At 67.8% G+C, this 16244-nt stretch carries 14 protein-coding genes; 4 read left to right on the forward strand and 10 right to left on the reverse strand.

The features are described 5' to 3' along the window. From LXN00_RS05365 to hemE, 5 genes are read right to left on the reverse strand one after another with little or no spacing between them, the layout of a single operon-like run. Positions 1–2571 carry an EAL domain-containing protein gene (locus LXN00_RS05365; protein ID WP_234505861.1) on the reverse strand — a complete coding sequence of 857 codons (2571 nt, stop codon included), beginning with the start codon at positions 2569–2571 and terminating at the stop codon, positions 1–3. Positions 2572–2621: 50 nt separating this feature from the next. Next, the gene (locus tag LXN00_RS05370) at positions 2622–4862 is read right to left on the reverse strand and encodes a diguanylate cyclase (RefSeq protein ID WP_234505864.1); all 2241 of its coding nucleotides are present in this window, start codon (positions 4860–4862) and stop codon (positions 2622–2624) included. A gap of 7 nt (positions 4863–4869) precedes the next feature. Beyond that, on the reverse strand, positions 4870–6249 hold the full coding sequence (gene hemG, locus LXN00_RS05375) for a protoporphyrinogen oxidase (RefSeq protein WP_234505867.1): 1380 nt from the start codon (positions 6247–6249) through the stop codon (positions 4870–4872). After that, on the reverse strand, positions 6237–7190 hold the full coding sequence (hemH, locus tag LXN00_RS05380; RefSeq protein WP_234505870.1) for a ferrochelatase: 954 nt from the start codon (positions 7188–7190) through the stop codon (positions 6237–6239). Before hemH ends, hemG begins: the two co-directional genes overlap by 13 nt. After that, positions 7187–8212 carry a uroporphyrinogen decarboxylase gene (hemE, locus tag LXN00_RS05385; protein WP_234506146.1) on the reverse strand — a complete coding sequence of 342 codons (1026 nt, stop codon included), beginning with the start codon at positions 8210–8212 and terminating at the stop codon, positions 7187–7189. The genes hemH and hemE overlap by 4 nt, the downstream gene beginning before the upstream one ends. Before the next feature lie 13 nt (positions 8213–8225). Here hemE and LXN00_RS05390 point away from each other — a divergent pair, with 13 nt between their 5' ends. After that, on the forward strand, positions 8226–9143 hold the full coding sequence (locus LXN00_RS05390; protein ID WP_234505875.1) for a peptidylprolyl isomerase: 918 nt from the start codon (positions 8226–8228) through the stop codon (positions 9141–9143). On the opposite strand, the gene LXN00_RS05395 is transcribed toward LXN00_RS05390, so the two are convergent. From LXN00_RS05395 to LXN00_RS05410, 4 genes are read right to left on the reverse strand one after another with little or no spacing between them, the layout of a single operon-like run. Continuing rightward, positions 9140–9988 (reverse strand): carbon-nitrogen hydrolase family protein, encoded by an 849-nt coding sequence (locus LXN00_RS05395; protein WP_234505878.1) that lies wholly within the window; start codon positions 9986–9988, stop codon positions 9140–9142. The two genes, LXN00_RS05390 and LXN00_RS05395, sit on opposite strands and share 4 nt — an antisense overlap. 15 nt (positions 9989–10003) lie before the next feature. Next, entirely contained in the window at positions 10004–10747 is a 744-nt protein-coding gene (locus LXN00_RS05400; RefSeq protein WP_234505881.1) for a sulfite exporter TauE/SafE family protein, read from the reverse strand. Further along, on the reverse strand, positions 10744–11400 hold the full coding sequence (locus tag LXN00_RS05405; protein ID WP_234505884.1) for a rhodanese-like domain-containing protein: 657 nt from the start codon (positions 11398–11400) through the stop codon (positions 10744–10746). Before LXN00_RS05405 ends, LXN00_RS05400 begins: the two co-directional genes overlap by 4 nt. Positions 11401–11411: 11 nt before the next feature. Continuing rightward, positions 11412–12848, reverse strand: a complete 1437-nt coding sequence (locus LXN00_RS05410) for an MBL fold metallo-hydrolase (protein WP_234505888.1) — start codon at positions 12846–12848, stop codon at positions 11412–11414. A 172-nt stretch (positions 12849–13020) separates the two neighbouring features. Here LXN00_RS05410 and pdo point away from each other — a divergent pair, with 172 nt between their 5' ends. Genes pdo through LXN00_RS05425 form a run of 3 tightly spaced genes read left to right on the forward strand, consistent with a single transcriptional unit; the run spans position 13021 to position 14874 of the window. Continuing rightward, on the forward strand, positions 13021–13710 hold the full coding sequence (gene pdo / locus LXN00_RS05415) for a protein disulfide oxidoreductase (protein ID WP_234505891.1): 690 nt from the start codon (positions 13021–13023) through the stop codon (positions 13708–13710). A gap of 1 nt (position 13711) precedes the next feature. Further along, entirely contained in the window at positions 13712–14083 is a 372-nt protein-coding gene (locus LXN00_RS05420; RefSeq protein WP_234505894.1) for a rhodanese-like domain-containing protein, read from the forward strand. Beyond that, the gene (locus tag LXN00_RS05425; protein WP_234505899.1) at positions 14083–14874 is read left to right on the forward strand and encodes a TlpA disulfide reductase family protein; all 792 of its coding nucleotides are present in this window, start codon (positions 14083–14085) and stop codon (positions 14872–14874) included. Before LXN00_RS05420 ends, LXN00_RS05425 begins: the two co-directional genes overlap by 1 nt. Here the strand turns inward: LXN00_RS05425 and LXN00_RS05430 are convergent. Continuing rightward, positions 14871–16244: a SpoVR family protein gene (locus tag LXN00_RS05430; protein ID WP_234505902.1), complete on the reverse strand. Its 1374-nt coding sequence runs from the start codon at positions 16242–16244 to the stop codon at positions 14871–14873. The two genes, LXN00_RS05425 and LXN00_RS05430, sit on opposite strands and share 4 nt — an antisense overlap.

The raw sequence follows: 16244 nt of genomic DNA on the forward strand, positions 1-16244 counted from the left end.
CTATGAGTATAAAGGCGAGGGCTTTCCCAGGAGATACCCCTGGCCCAGGCGGAAGCCCAGGGCCTTCAGGTAGGCCAGCACCTCCTCGTCCTCCACGCCTTCGGCCACGGCCTGGAGCCCTAGGGTCTTGGCCAGGGCCAAGACGGCGGCCACCAGCCGGGCGGCGGGGCTTTGGGGGTCGGGGGGGCTTCCCAGGGCCTGGGTGAAGGCCTGGCCCAGCTTGAGCCCGTCCACGGGGAGCTGGGCCAGGCGCTCCAGGCTGGAGTGGCCGCTTCCGAAGTCGTCCAGGAAGACCCTTACCCCAAGCCGCCTTAGGACCTGGAGGCTCCCCGTGGCCTCCCGGCCCCGCTCGTCGGGGATGAGGGTGGACTCCGTGACCTCCAGAACCAGGTTCTCCGGGGAGCAGCCCGTGTCCTCCAGGATCTGGGCCACCTGGGCGGGGTAGTGGGGGTCCAAAAGCTCCTGGGGGCTCACGTTCACGTGCACGGGGAGGCCGTGGCGGCCTTGCTCCTGGCAGGCCCGCCGCAGGACGAACTGCCCTAAGGCGGACACCAGGCGGTGGCGCTCGGCCAAGGAGATGAACTCCCCGGGCGAGGCGAGGGGCCAGCGAAGGAGGGCCTCGAGGGCCACGGGCCTTCCCGTTTCCAAGTCCACGATGGGCTGGTAGGCGAGCCAAAGCCCCTTTTCCCGCTCCAGGTCGTGTCTTAGGGCTTCCAGAAGGTGCATCTCCCGCCGCAGGGCCTCCTGGAGGTGGGCCTCGTAAAAGGCCAAGCGGTCCTTGCCTTCCCCCTTAGCCCGGTAAAGAGCCAGGTCTGCCCGTTGCAAAAGCTCCCCGGGGCCGAGGCCCCGTTCCCCCATGGCGAGGCCGATGGAGGTGGTGAGGTGGTAGATCCGCTCCCGCAAGGGGATGGGCAGGCGCACCACCTCCAAAAGCCTCTCTGCCACGCTCACCGCCTCCTCCGGGCTTTTGAGGTGGGTGAGGAGGACCAGAAACTCGTCCCCGCCCTGCCGGGCCACCAGGTCCCGGGGGCGCAGGGTGGCCCGCAAGCGGGCGGCCACCACCCGGAGAACCTCGTCCCCGGCGGCGTGGCCGTCTAGGTCGTTCACCAGCTTCAGGCCGTCCAGGTCCAAGTAGAGGAGGGCCAGGGCCTCGGGCTCCTCCCGGAGGGCTTGGGCCAGCTTTTCCAGGAAGAAGAGGCGGTTGGGAAGGCCCGTGAGGGGGTCGTGGTAGGCCAGGTGTTGCAGGGCCCCCTCCAGCTCCAGGCGCCTTAGGAGAAGCCCAAGCTGGCTGGCGAAGGCCTGGGCGAGCTCCAGGTCCAAAGGGGTAAAGGCGTCTTCCCGCTCAAAGTTATCCAGGTACAAGAAGGCCTTGCGCTCCCCCGCCAGGAAGACGGGCACGGAGAGGATGGCCTTGATCTCCCGCACCCGGCCCGCCTCCTCCATCACCTGCCGCCTCTTAGGGTCTAGGCGGGCGTTGAAGCGCATAAGGTCCTGCCAGGTGAAGACCTGGGCTTCCCGGTGGCCGGTGAGGGAGAGGGGTTCTTCGGGGCGGAGGCATATCTGGCGGAGGGCCTCGAGGTCGTAGCCCCGGGCGGCCACGAAGTGGTAACAGCCGTCTTCCATGAGGGTGGTGATGCTCCCCGCCTGGGCGCTGGGGATGGTGTCCAAGGCAGCCTCCAGAATGAGGCCGAAGATGGAGTCGGAAAGGCCCTCCGCCATGAGGGTTTCGTAGATCCGTAGGAGGTTCCGCTGAAAGGCGTTCCACCGGGCTTCCCGGGCTTCTGCCTCCTCCCGTTCCGTCACGTCTACCCCCAGGGCCAGCACTTCCAGCGCCTCCCCGCCCGGCCCCGGTACCGCCAAAAGGGTCCACTCCACCGCCCGCCCTGCCCGGGAGAGGTGGGTGAAGGGGCGGCCGGGGTGGGCCAAGGCTTCCTCTAGGGGCAGGGAAAGCCCTTGGGGAAAGGCGCCCTTTAGGGCCGGGTTGGCGTAAAGCGACCTTCCTTCTGGGGAAAACCGCGCCAGGTAAAAGGGGGATGCCTCCACCAAGAGGTGGAGCCAACGGGTGCGCTCCCAAAGCTCCAGGGTCTGGGCCAAAACCCCGGCTAGGGCCCGGAGGGTAGCCTCGTCTTCCTCGGTGAAGGTCCTTTCCCGGGCGCAGTCGTCCACCCCTAAAAACCCCCAAAGCCTTCCCTCCACGAAGATGGGCACCACCAGGAGGCTTCGGATGGCTTGGGCCTCGAGGAGGGGCCTTTCCTCCTCGGGGAAGGTGGCCACGGGGCCGGCCACGCTTTGGTCCGCCAAAAAGCGGTCTAGCCAGCGCCCATAGCCGGATTCCACCATGGGCAGGTTTTGCAGAGCCGGGTTCTGAATCTGGGGTTCTACGCCTTCTTGGGCCCACTCCGCGAGCTGGCTGGTGTACCAGACCCCCTGCCGTTCCTCCAAGCGGAAGAGGTAGGCCCGGTGCGCTGCCAGGGCTTCCGCTACCCCCTTTAGAGCCTCGGGAAGCCCCCTTAGCCCTTCCCGAAGGAGGGGGAGGAGGAGTTGGCTTAGGCTGCCCGCAGAGGGGCTCATGGCCGGACCAGGCCTATTTTACGCCTTTTGGGATCCGTTTCAACCCCACTCTAAGCCACCACCGCCAGGCCCTGGGCCTTGGCCTGGTACATGCGGGTGTCGGCCACGGAAAGGAGCTCGTCGGCGGAGGTACCGTCCTCAGGGTAGGTGGCCACCCCGATGTTCACCCCCAGGCAGATCTCGCCAAAGCAAAGGTGCTCAATAGCCCGGGCATACCGGTAGGCGGCGGCGATGGCCCCCTTCTTGGGGGTGTGGGGAAAGAGGACGGCGAACTCGTCCCCGCCCCAGCGGAAGACGCGGTCCCCGTTGCGGCGCTCCCTTTTTAGGACCTCCGCCACCTTGATGAGGGCGAGGTCGCCCACGGCGTGGCCCAGGCGGTCGTTCACGGGTTTAAAGCCCTTGAGGTCCAGGATGGCCAGGGAAAGGGGGTAGCCGTAGCGCTCCGCCCGTTTGAGCTCTTCCAGGAAGTAGCGGTCAAAGGCCCGGCGGTTTTGGAGGCCCGTGAGGGGGTCGGTGAGGGCGGCTTCCTCTAGGAGGTGCCGGGTCCGGTGCTCGTGGAGGAGGGTGGCCAGGGGGGCGGCGAAGAAGCGGGCCACCTGGAGGGAGTCCTCCCCGAAGGCCCGGGGGTCGTGGTGGTTGTCCAGGTTCAGGTAGGCGAGCACCTCGCCTTTGTAGGGCACGGGGAGGCAGAGGTTGGCCTGGATCTCCTTGGCCCGGCCAGCGGTGTCTATGACCTCGGGAGGGGCGGTCTGGTGGCTGATCTCGGAAATGAGGCGGTCCTCTACGCTCATGATCCGGGGCTCTCCCCGGCGGGTCGCTTCCTCCCCCCGGCCGTACCAGAGGAGCATGCCCTCAGGGGTAAAGCGCACCGCCTTTAGGCCCTCCAGGTCATAACCCACCGCCGCCTGGAAGCGGTACTCCCCGCCCTCCAACACCAAAAGGCTTCCCGCTTCTGCGCCGGGTACCTGGCGGATGGCCTCCTCCAGGATCGCTTGGTAAAGCGCTTCTAGGGGCCTTTCCAATAGGTCTAGGAAAAGCCGGTTTACCGCCTGGTGCCGGCGCTTTTCCGTGAGGCCCTCCAAGCCGAGGCCAATGGCCCGGCAGGCGGAGAGGAGGAGCTCCTCCTCCGCCTTCCGCCAGAGCCTTTCCTCCTTCTGGCCCACCACCAAGACCCGTCGGGCCCGGGGGCTACCGGGGGAGGGGATGGGCAAGGCGGCGAAGGTGCGCCAGTTCAGGTTCCGGAGGGCGGGGACGGTCCGGCTTTCCTCGGCGTAGCGGGCGGTGAAGACGGGGCTATGGGTTTCGTAGACCTGCCAGGCCAGGCCCACCCCGTAGGGCAGCCCCTCTTCTATGACCCGAAGGAGGCTAGGCTCCTCCACCCCCTGGTAGGCCAGGGCCACCAGGCGGCTCCCCCTGGCTTCCCAAAGGGTTCCGCTTTCCAACCCAAGGACCTGGAGGAGGAGGTCTAGGGCCTTTTGGGCGGCCTCCTTCGGGGTGGCGGCGCTTTGCATCCTCTGGGCGAGTTCGGCGAGGAGCCGCCGCTCTTCCAGGTCCGCCAGGCGGGAAAGCTGGAGGCTTACCGCTTGGGCGAAGCGGGTAAGGCCCTCTAGCTCTTCCGGGGTGAAGGGGCGGTTCCGCTCCAAGTTGAGGACCGCCACCACCTCCCCCCGCTCCAGAAGGGGAAGGGCCAGCTCGGCCAGGGCCTGGTGGCCCGGGGCGCCGATGTAGGTGGGTTCTTGGCGCACATCGGGCACGTGTACCGGCTTTCCTTCCCTGAAGGCCCGCCCCACCACCCCGGTGGCGGGGATGGTGTCCAGGGCTAGGGGAGGTTCGCTGGCCAAAAGGCGGAAGCCCTCCCGCATCGGGACCCAGACCCCGGCATGCCCCCCCTCCCCAAAGGCGGCGAGCCTTTTGGGTAGGGTGCGGAGGAGGGTTTCCCGGTTCTCGGCTTGGGGGAGGGCCTCGAGGGCCTCCGCCAGGAGCTTCTGCGCCCGGGCTAGGTGCTTGGCCCGGCGGTGGGCCAGGCGGAGGCTTTGGCCCACCTGGTGGGCGAGGAGGGCCGAAAGGAGGAGAAGGGCCGCCGCCACCAGGTCAAAGCCGGGAAAAAGAAGAAGGAGAAGGGTGGAGAGGAAGGCGGCCCCCAGGCCCACCCCAAGCCCCCGAGCGCTCGCCAGGGTGGCGGTGAAGATCATGAACCAGGGGAGGACATAGGGGTCGCCATACCCCAAGGCCCCGACCAAGAGCCCAAGGAGAAGCGCCCCCAGGGCGATGGCGGGATAGGGGAGGAGCATATTGGCGTTATCCTAACCGGGAGGCTTCCTTTTCGCCAGGGGGGGTTAGGGAGAGGTGGGCGAGGGCCCTTTCGGCCGCCTTTTCCCCCGAGCGCACCACCTCGGGTAGGCCCACGCCAAAGAGGTAGTTCCCGGCCAGGAAAAGCCCCGGGGCCTGGAGGAGGGCCATCTCTAGGCGCGCTATCCGCTCCTGGTGCCCCACCCGGTAGGCGGGCATGCCCTCGGGGAAGCGGAAGACGAAGGTCCTTTCCGGGCGCACCTCCTTGCCCAGGTACCGGCGGAGCTCCGCCAGGGCGAGGCGGGCGAGCTCCCCTTCCGCAAGCCTCGCCGCTTCCCCGGAGAAGTAGGCCCGCACCAGGCTCCACCCCTCGGGGGCCCTTCCCGGCCACTTGCGGTGGGTCCAGGTGAAGCCCCGCACCTGGTAGCCTTCCCCTTTGGCGATGAGGAGGCCGTGCCCCTCCACGGGGAGCTCCTCCTTAAAGGCCAGGCTCACCGTGGCCGCCGGGGTGTGGGGGATGCCCTTCAAAAGGGCCGTGGCCCCGGGGAGGAAGGGCCTTAGGAGGCTTGCCGCCGTGGGGGCGGGCGTGGCGAGGATCACCGCTTCGGCCTCGAGGGCCCCCCTGGGGGTGTGGAGGCGGAAGCGGCCTCCTGAAGGCTCCAGGGCGAGGACCGGGGTGGCGAGGAGGGTATGCTCCGCCACCCTTTCCGCCATCCGCCGGGTGAGGGCGGAAAGCCCCTCGGCGAAGGAGAAAAAGAGGCTCCCCCCCTCCCGGCTTCCCCGCCCCTTCCGGGAGCGCATGGCCCCGAGGAGGAGGCTTCGGTGCTTCCGCTCTAGCTCCAAGAGGGCGGGGAAGGCGGCCCGCATGGAAAGCTCCTCGGGCTCGCCCCCGTAGATCCCTCCGGCCAAGGGGGCCACCAGGGCCTGGAAGACCTCCGGGCCGAGGCGCCTTTCCACGAACTCCTTTAGGCTTTCGTCCTCCTTGCCTCCCCTGGGGAGGAAGAGGTCGTAGAGGGCGCGAAGCTTGCCGGAAAGGGAGAGGAGGGGCGTTTGGGCGAGGGCCTTCAGGTCCCCCGGCACCACCTGGAGTAGCCCCTCGGGGAGGGGATGGGGTTTTCCCTTGCGCAGGATGTAGGCGGAGGGCTTGGCGGGAAGGGTGCCTATGGGCGAGAGGCCCAGGGCTTCGGCCAGGGCCAGAACCTCCCTCTTGTAGCGCACGCTGGCGTCGGGCCCCCCTTCCACCAAAAACCCTTCCCCCCGGTGGGTGAAGACCTTGCCCCCAAGCCGGGGGGTGGCCTCCAGGAGGAGAAAGTCGGCCCCTGCTTCCTTCAGGGCGAGGGCGGCGGCGAGCCCGGCCCAGCCCCCGCCCACGATGGCTACCTGAGCCACGCCGCCTCCACCAGGTCCTTGAGGACCTGGATGTAGTCTAGATCGGCGTTGAGGCTCCGGGCCCGGAGGAGCCTGAGGCCCACCGCTTCGGCCGTGGCCTGGGCCTCGAGGTCCAGGTCGTAGAAGACCTCCAGGTGGTCGGCGGGGAAGCCCACCGCCTGCACCACCACCTCGGTGTAGCCCTCTTCCCTGAGTTGCCGCAAAAGCTCGTTGATGTCGGGCCCAAGCCAGGGCTCGGGGGTGCGCCCCGCCGACTGGTAGGCCACCTGGAAGCGGGGGAGGGAGAGCCTTTTGGCGATGAGCTCCGCCGTCTTCTCCACCTGGCGCGGGTAAGGGTCCCCCCGCTCCACCGCCGAAAGGGGGATGGAGTGGGCGGTGAAGACATAGGCCGCCCGCTTAGGGTCCTTAAGCCGCCAGATGGCCTCCTCCAGCCGCCTGGCGTAGGCGGCGATAAGGCCAGGGTGGGCCTCGTAGCTTTCCACCCAGACGAAGTGGATGGGTTCGGGAAGGGCTTTTAGGGCGGCCTCCACCTTCTCCTTGTACTCCGCCACGCTCCTTAGGGAGTAGTGGGGAGCCGCCACGATGGCCACCGCCCGCCGGACCCCGTCCTCGTGCATGGCGGCCACCGCCTCGCCGATGGTGGGGTGCCAGTGCTTCGTGCCCACGTAGACCCGGGCCGGCCCCTGGGGGGCGCGGGGCGGGAAGGGGCCCAGGAGGCGCTTGGGAAGGGGAGGGGCCTCGAGGTTCAAAAGGGCCTGGAGCCTCAGGGCCTGGACCAGGGTGATCTCGTTCAGGGGGCTTTTGCCGATCCGCTCGTAGCGTTCCGTGAGCTCCCTTAGGAGCTCTTCGGAAGGCCTTTTGCCCCGGCGGATATCCGTGTAGTAGGGCTCAATCTCCTCGGGGGCATAGGGGGTGCCGTAGGCCATCAGGAGCACGTTCACGCCGCCACCTCCTTCACGAGTTCTACCACGTAGCGCACGTTCTCCTCTGGAGTCTTGGGCAGGATGCCGTGCCCCAGGTTGAAGATGTGGCCGGGCCGCCCGGCGTTCTCCTCCAGGATGCGGAGGACCTCCCGCTTCAGGACCTCCTTGGGGGCGAAGAGGAGGGCGGGGTCCAGGTTGCCCTGGACCGGGGTTTCCCCCAGGACCGCCCGGGCCCAGGGGAGGGGGGTGTGGTGGTCCAGGCCCAGGACGTCCCCCCCCGCTTCCCGCATCTCCTCTAGGAGCCCCATGGTCCCCACCCCGAAGTGGATCACGGGCACCCCCAAAGGCCTTAGGGCCTGGAAGAGCCTCGCCATGTGGGGCTTCACGTAGCGGCGGTAGTCCGCCGGGCTCAAGGCCCCCACCCAGGAGTCAAAGACCTGGAGGAGGTCCGCCCCCGCCTCCGCCTGGGCCCTGAGGTAGCGGGCCATGGCCAGGGTGAGCTTCTCCATGAGGCGGTGCCAGAGGGCCTCCTCCCCGTACATGAAGGCCTTCACCTTTAGGAAGTGGCGGCTTGGCCCCCCCTCTATGAGGTAGCTCGCCAGGGTAAAGGGCGCTCCGGCGAAGCCGATAAGGGGCACCTTAAGGGCCCGCTTCAGGATGCGGATGGTTTCCAGGACGTAGGGCACGGCGCTTTCGGGCTCTAAGGGCAGCAGGGCCTCCACCCCCTGGGCATCCCGGATGGGGCGGTGGATCACCGGGCCCTTGCCCTCCACCAGGTCCAGGTCCACCCCCATGCCGTAAAGGGGGGTGGTGATGTCGGCGAAGAGGATGGCAGCGTCCACCCCAAGCTCCTCCACCGGGCTTAAGGTCACCTGGGCGGCGAGCTCGGGCTGGCGCACCATCTCGGGCAGGGTGTAGCGTTCCCTTAGGGCCCGGTAGGACCTTTGGTAGCGGCCCGCCTGGCGCATGAACCAGACGGGGGGCCTGGGGGTGGCCTCCCCCCGGGCCGCCTTGAGGACGAGGTCGTTCACGCCCCCCATGCTAGCATGGGGCATGCGCGCTTTTCTTTTCGCCCTAGCCTTCGCCTTTAGCCCCTTGACCCTGGCCCAGGAGGACCCCCTGGTGGCCCAGGTGGGTGGAGAAGCCCTCACCAAGAGCCAGTTTGAGCTCCGCTTTGGCCTTTTCGCCAAGAGCGCCTTGAGGCAACTGGGCCTGCCCGACACGGAGGAAACCCGGGCCCTCCTCGCCCAGTATCGGCCCCAGTACCTGGAGGCCCTGGCGGAGGAGCGGGCCCTGTTGCAGGTGGCCAAGGCCCAGGGCTTCTGGCCCAGGCCCGAGGCGGTGGAGGCCCAGGTGCAGGCCCTCATGGAGGCCTTTCCCGATGAAAACGCCTTGGCGGAGGCCCTGAAGGGGGCGGGGCTTCCCGACCTTGCCACGTACCGCCTCCTCCTGGCGGAGGCCTTGGCCCTCGAGGCCCTGGAAGGCCACTACCGGGGGAAGCTTGAGGTTTCCCCCGCCGCCCTGAAGGCCCTTTGGCTCCTCTCCCCGGAGTACCGCCACGGGACCCTGTACTGCGCCCGGCACATCCTCCTTCCCACCCTGGAAGAGGCCCGGGAAGCCCTGGGCCGCTTGGCGAAGGGGGAGCCCTTCCCCCAGGTAGCCCAGGCCCTTTCCCAGGACCCGGGCTCCAAGGAGGAAGGGGGGGCTTTGGGGTGCGCCCCGGAAGGCACCTACATCCCCGCCTTTGAGAACGCCCTTTTGCGCCTGAAGCCAGGGGAGGTGTCCGGCCCGGTGGGGACCCAGTTCGGCTTCCACATCATCCTCCTGGAGGAGGTGAAGCCCGCCGGGCGTTTCCCTTTGGAGGAGGTGGCGGAGGAGCTCGCCAATAGCGTAAAGGACCGGGCCTGGGAAAAGCTCGCCAAGGCCCTCACCCGCCGCTACCCCATCCGGCTTTTCCCGGAAAGGCTTTAGGGGAAGTGGAGGAGGGCCTCGTCCCCCAGAGGCCCTCGGGCCAGGGCCAAGGCCTCCCCGGGGCCGTAGATGCCGCTTTGCCCCTCAAAGGCGAGCCCCAGGATCCTCCCGTTCAACATGGGGTTTAGGAGCACCTTCAGGTGCTCCCGCCCCACTAGCCTTTCCCGAGCCGAGGTCAGCCACACCTCCCCCTCCCGCCGGGAAGGGTCCCAGGGCCAGGGCCTTTCCCAGGGGGCGGGGTTGGCGGAGGGTTGCAAAAGGACCTCGGCCCCCAGGGCGTCTAGCCGGGCCAGGTGCCTTTCAAAGAAGCCATCCAGGCAGATGAGGATCCCCACCCGGCCGGCTTGGGTTTCCACCAGGTGGGGGCCGAAGCCGCCCCGCCTAAGCCAGCGCTCGGGCGGGGTGAGCTCCATCTTGGGCACCTGGGCCAGGAGGCGGCCTTCGGGGTTATAGAAGAGGGCCAGGTTCTGGAAAAAAGGGCTTCGGGAAAAGCGCCCCCGGGCGAGCTCTTCCTCAAAAGGGGGGCAAAGGAGGCTTCCCGCAAGGAGGTAGGTGCCATAGGCCTTCGCCGCCTCCGCCATCACCCGGTGGAAGACCCCGTAGGCCCGCCGCGCCCGCCGCCAGGGGGATAGGGGGTTTTGCAGGAGTTCCCGTAAATGGAACTCCCCCTCCAGGTGGAGGAGGAGGGGGAGGCCGAAGAGTTCGGGGAAGGCGGCAAGGCGGGGGGTGGGGGTGCCCTTTAGGGGGCTCAGGAGGCCATGGACCCGCTCCCGGAAGGCCTCCTCCGTGCGGTAGGCTTCCGGGAGGACCTCCGCCTGCACGGCCAAGAGGGTGCGGAACGGCACCCCCTCAGCATACCCCTAGAGGCTTTGGGCCACGATGTAGACCCCCATGGCCACCAGGAAGAGGGCGAAGCCCCGCTTGAGGGTTTCGTGGGGCACCTTGAGGGCGAGCCTGCCCCCAAGGAGGCTTCCCAAGAAGCCCACCCCCACGAAAAGCCCCGCCACGGCGTAGTTCACGCTAAGGCCATAGGCGGGGAGGAGGTGGAGGTACTTGTAAAACCCGGCGAAGGACTTGAGGGCGATGATGAGAAGGCTCGTGCCCACCGCCAGGTGCATGGGAAGCCCCCCGAGGAGGACCAAAGCCGGCACGATGAGGAACCCGCCCCCTACCCCCACGAACCCCGTGAGGGCCCCCACGGCGAGGCCATCCAGGACGATCTTCCAGGCCTTGCGCCTTCCCCCTTGGGCCAAGGGGACGGGGCGGGCCATGAAGTAGGCGGCGAGGAGCATCACCAGGGCGAAGGCCAGGAGTTGCACCTGGCCGGAAACGTACTGGGAGAGGAAGGCGCCCAGGTAGGTGCCCGCCATGCCCGGAAGGCCAAAGAGGAGGACGTTCCGAAAGTCCACGAGCCCCCGGAGGGCGTAAGGAAGGGCCCCCAGGAGGGCGATCCCTCCCACGATGAGGAGGCTTTCGGCGATGGCCTGCTTAGGGGGCTCCCCCAGGAGGTAGACCAGGACGGGCACCGTGAGGATGGAGCCCCCCGAGCCCAAAAGCCCCAAGGAAAGGCCGATGAGGAGGGCGCCGAGGAGGGCGAGGGTCATCGCTCTAAGGGAAGGCCGGAGGCGGCCCAGGCGTAGGTGCCCCCTTCCAGGTTGTAGACCTTTTCGCCGTCAAAGCCTTGCCCCACCAGGAAGTCCGCCGCCACCCCGGAGCGGTTCCCCGAGTTGCAGACGAGGAGGATGGGCCGGTTCTTGGGGAGTTCTGCGAGGCGTTCGGGCAGGGTGGAAAGGGGGATGTTGAGGGCCCCCGGCACGTGCCCTTCCCGGTACTCCCAGGCCTCCCGCACGTCCACCACGAGGGCGCTTCCCAGGAGGTCCTTGGCCTCGAGGGGCCCCACCTCCCGGTAGGGGGTGGCGGCGTAGCCCGCCTCCACGGGGGCGGTGTCCACGGGAAGCCCGGCGCGGTACCAGCGCACGATGCCTCCCTCGAGGTTGTAGACCTGGTATCCCTGGGCGGTAAGCCAGGCCGCCGCCTGCCAGGAGCGGTTGCCCGTGCGGCAGTAGAGGACCACGGGGCGGTCCTTGGGGATCTCCTGGAAGCGGGCCATGAACTCGGAGAGGGGAAGGAGGCGGGCCCCGGGGATCCTTGCCTGGGCGTACTCCTCCACCTCGCGCACGTCAAAGAAGGGCACGCCTTCCTCGTAAAGCCGTTTGGCCTCCTCGGGGGACAGGTCCTTCACTTGGGTTTCGTACACGGTCTACCTCCTTAGGCGGGAACCAGCTCTTCGCCCTTCACCACGGGGAAGCCCGCCTCCTGCCAGGCCCTAATCCCCCCGGTGAGGTTCAGGGCGTTTTGGAAGCCGTGGGCGAGGAGGGCGGAGATGGCGGTGCTAGAGCGGTCCCCGCCCACGCAGTGGACGATGAGGGGCTTGTCCTTGGGAAGCTTGTCCAGGTGGGCCAGGATGCGGCCCGCATGGATGTTAAGGGCCCCCGGGATGTGCCCCGCCAGGTACTCGTCCCGTCCCCGCACGTCCAAGACCACCGCCTCCCCCCGCTCCCAAAGGGCCTTGGCCTCCTTGGCGGTCACCTGGGGCACGGTTTCCAGCTCGCCCTCGGCGTAGCCCTGGAGGGCCGGGATATACCCCACCACCTCGTCCAGCCCGATGCGGATGAGGGCCCGGGTGAGGGCCTCCACCTCGGAGGGGTGGGCGAGGAGGATGAGGGGCCGGTCGTAAGGGAGAAGCCAGCCCGCCCAGGTGGCGAAGTTCTTCCCGGCGGGGATGTTAATGGCCCCTTTGAGGTGCCCCCCGGCGAAGGCGAACTTGTCCCGGGTGTCCACCAGGATGGCCCCTTCCCCAAGCCAGCGGAGGAACTGGGCCTGGGTGAGGCGGCCCGGGTGGGGCACGCCGCCCAGGATGGGCATCCCATCCCGGTTCAGCCGCTTCATCTCCTTGAAGTAGGTGGGGGCCTCCGGTTGCCCCTGGAGGAGGGCCCTTACGAAGCCCTCCTCATCGCCTCGTTCCAGGTACTCCGCCCACCAGGCGTGGCGGCGCTCGTAGCCCACGGTGGTGGCGGGGAGGGCCCCTAAGGCCTTGCCGCACGCCGACCCTGCCCCGTGGCCGGGCCAGACCTGCACGTGGTCGGGGAGGGTGAGAAACTTCTCCTTAAGGCTTTGGTACATGCGCCGGGCCCCGGGTTCCGCCGTGCCCTTGAACCCGGCCGCTTCCTCCAAGAGGTCGGGCCGGCCCACATCCCCCACGAAGACGAAGTCCCCGGTGAGGAAGAGGAGGGGCTCGTCCGTCACCGCCCCGTCCGCCACCAGGAAGGAGAGGTGCTCGGGGGTGTGGCCGGGGGTATGCACCGCCTGGACCCGGATGTTGCCCACCTTGAACGTGTCCCCGTCCTTGAGGAGGACATGGGCGAAGCCCTCCAGGCCCCGGTACTTCCAGTTCTCGTCCCCCTCATCGGAGAGGTACAAGGTGGCCCCGGTGGCCTTGGCGAGCTCCCGGGCCCCGGAGAGGTAGTCGGCGTGGATGTGGGTTTCGGCGATGGCGGTGATGCGCAGGCCCAGGCTCTGGGCAAGCTCCAGATAGGTGTCCACGTCCCGCTTGGGGTCCACCACCAGGGCTTCCCCGGTGGCGGCACACCCGATGAGGTAGCTCATCTGGGCCAAACCTTCCTCGTAGATTTGCCGGAAGACCATGGGTTTACCTCCTTGCCGGGACCTTTGTCCCCATGTCCCGAAAATACCCTATGGGGGTAATAGGTGTCAAGCCCGAGCAACGTAAGCTCCCTCCCTATGAAGGTGGCCCATCATCTGCTATATTCGTCAAAGGACGTACCCCTACGGGGGTATCCAAACGAAGGAGGAAGCGATGCCATTGCTGGGACCAAAGGAACAAGAGATCGTGCGCGAGCGGCTTTCCAACCTTACCCGGGACGTGGAGATGGTGCTTTTCACCGACTCCTCTACCCTCATCGCCCCGGGCAAGGAGCCCTGCCTCTACTGCAAGGAAACCAAGCAGCTTCTGGAGGAGCTTTCCGCTCTTTCCGACAAGCTCCACCTGGTGGTCTACGACCTCGCCACCCCCGAGGGGCGGGAGAAGGCCGAGGCGTACAAGGTGGAGGCGGCCCCCACTTTGATCCTCCGGGAAAAGGGCTCGGAGGCCATCAACCTGCGCTACCGGGGTATCCCGGCGGGCTACGAGTTCGCAAGCCTCCTCGAGGACCTGGAGATGCTGGGGCGCGACGGGCACGGCCTTCCGGAGAACGTGGTCCAGGAGCTGAATAACCTTCCCGAGGAGGTGAAGCTCCAGGTCTTCGTCACCCCCACCTGCCCCTACTGCCCGCAGGCGGTGCGCACCGCCCACCGCATGGCCTACGCCTCCCCCAAGGTCTGGGGCGAGATGATTGAGGCCAACGAGTTCCCCGAGCTCTCGGGCCGCTACCACATCCACGGGGTGCCCGACACCATCATCAACGAGGGCAAGGAGCGGGTGCTCGGGGCCCAGCCCCTTTCCCAGTTCCTCCAGGCCATCCGCAAGGCCGTGGGGGTCCAGGCCTAAGATGACCCGCCGCGCCCTTCTTGCCCTTCTTCCCCTTCTCCTCTTCGCCTGCGGGCCCAAGGGGAGCTACCAGAACGTGGGCCCGGAGGAGCTTTACCGGGCCTTGGGCTCGGGGGCCTATGTGGTGGACGTGCGCACGCCCCAGGAGTTCGCCCAGGGGCACGTGCCCGGGGCCATCAACCTCCCCGTGGAGGAGGTGGTCCGCTGGGCGGACACCCTTCCCAAGGACAAGCCCGTCTACCTCTACTGCCGTAGCGGCAACCGGAGCCGCCAGGCGGCGGCGTACCTGAAGGGGAAGGGCTACACCAACCTCTACAACGTGGAGGGGGGCGTGTTGGCCATAGAGCGCGCCGGCTACCCCCTGGTCCGCTGATGGACGCCCTGCAGCTTGGCCCTTTCGCCATCCCCTGGGCCCGGGTCCAGGTGGCCCTGGCCCTCTTGGCGGGGGTGGTGGCGGCGGAGGTCCTGGCCCGCGGGGTGGACAAGCGGCTTGCCCCTTGGGCGTACAACGCCATCCTGGTAGGGCTTTTGGGGGCGCGGCTTGGGTTTGTCCTGGAGAACGTTTCGGTTTACGCCCGCGACCCCCTTTCCGTCCTCTACGTCTGGCAAGGGGGGTTTGACCCCCTTTGGGGTATCCTGGGTTCGGGAGGGTACACGCTCATGGTCTTGCCCAAGCACCTTTGGCGCTACGCCCTCGTGCCCGCCTTGGCGGCAGGCCTCGTGGTGGGCCTTTTCCTCACCCGGGGAGGGACAAGGCAGGAGGCCACGCTCCCTTCCCTTCCCCTCACCACCTTGGGGGGCACCCCGGTGAACCTCCAGGACTTTCGGGGAAAACCCCTGGTCCTGAACGCCTGGGCCACCTGGTGCCCCCCTTGCCGCCGCGAGCTTCCCATGATGATGCGCCTGGCCCAGGAAAACCCGGAGGTGCGCTTCGCCTTCGTGAGCCAAGGGGAGGGCCCGGCGGTGGTGCGCTCGTTTTTGGAGGAAGAGGGCCTGACGGCGGACTGGGTCTTGCTGGACCCGGAAACCCGGCTCTCCCAGGCCCTGGGGGTGCAGGGCCTACCCACCACCTTCTTCTTTGACCGGGAGGGGCGGCTCGTGGCCCGGCACCTGGGGGAGCTTTCCGAGGCGGTGCTTTTGGGTTACCTGCGGGTCCTGCGCTAGGCCCCGGCGGAGAGGAGCCGTTCCTTTCCCCCCACCACGGTCTTGAGGTGCACGGGCCGGCCCCAGAGGCGGTGCAGGTTCTCTAGCACCGCCTGCGTCTTTTTCAGGTCCAGCTCCACCCCTTCGTAGGCGTGGACCAAAAGGAGCTCGCCCCGGTTCTGGTAGTTGGCGTCCCATAGCTCCACGATGGGGTAGCCGGCGTTGGTGAGGCGGAAGAGGAGGGCCTTTTTGGCCTGGAGGAACCCTTCCAGGTCCTGGGGTTCCAAAAGGCCCTGGCGCAGGGCGAACTCGGGGGTGAGGAACTCTTCCAGGAAGGGGAGGTCGGTGTAGATGGTGCGCACCTGGAAGAGCTTCTTTCTCCCTTCCCCGGTGGGCCTCTCGTAGCGGAGCTTTTCCCCTAGGGGCAGGGCCTCGTACTCCGGGCCAAACCGCCCCTTGTCCCAGCGCTCCTCCACCTCCTGGAGGAGGTGGTAGCCCAGGCGGTAGGGGTTGAGCCCGTGGGGGGCGAGGAGGCCCGCCTGAAGCTCAGCGAACTCCAAGGCCTCCTCGGGGGTGAGGAGGGGGAGGAGGATCTGGGTGTGCCAGTAGGTGGCCCAGCCCTCGTTGAGGATTTTCGTGGCGGCCTGGGGGGCGTAGTAGAGGCTTTCTTCCCGGATGATTTCCAGGATGCTCTTCTGCCACGGGGCCAGGGGGGCGTGCTGGGCCAGGAAGCCCAGGATGTCCCGGGTGGGCCTTGAGGGGAGGGGCTTGGGGTTCGCGCCTTCCTCCGCCTCCTTGGGGAACCCGGGGGGCGGGTTGACGAAAGGGTCCAGGTAGGGGCGCACCCTAAGCCGCTCTTGGGGCTTTTCCTCCTCGGTCCCTTCCGGCCTTTGGATGTAGGGGGTGTGGGGGTCTATCAGGTTCTCCAGGGAGAGGGCCAGGTCCAAGAACTCCTCCACCGCCCTGGCCCCGTGCCGTTCCATGGCCCTTTCCACGTAGGCGGCGTGGTGGGCCATCTCGTCCAGCATGTCCTTGGGGATGGGCTTGAAGGCCAGGTTGTGGTGGAAGAAGTCGGCGTGGGCGTAGACGTGGGCCATGACCAGCTTCTGGGCGAGGAGGGTGTTTCCCTTCAGGAGGTAGGCCTGCACGGGATGGGTGTTCACCACGAGCTCGTAAATCCGCCCAAGGCCGTAGCGGTAGGTTTCCCGGTAGCGGAGGTACTCGCTCCCCCACCGCCAGTGAGGGTAGCGGCGGGGAAAGCCCCCGTAGGCGGCCAGCATGGCCATCTCCTCGGGGGTGACCTCCTCAAAGAGGACAGGAGGGAAGGAAAGCCCTAGGGCTTCCGCCCTTTCCCGGAGGCGCTCGGCCCAGTAGCGAAGCTCCTTCTCCAC

Source organism: Thermus brockianus (assembly GCF_021462505.1).
Taxonomy (GTDB): domain Bacteria; phylum Deinococcota; class Deinococci; order Deinococcales; family Thermaceae; genus Thermus; species Thermus hydrothermalis.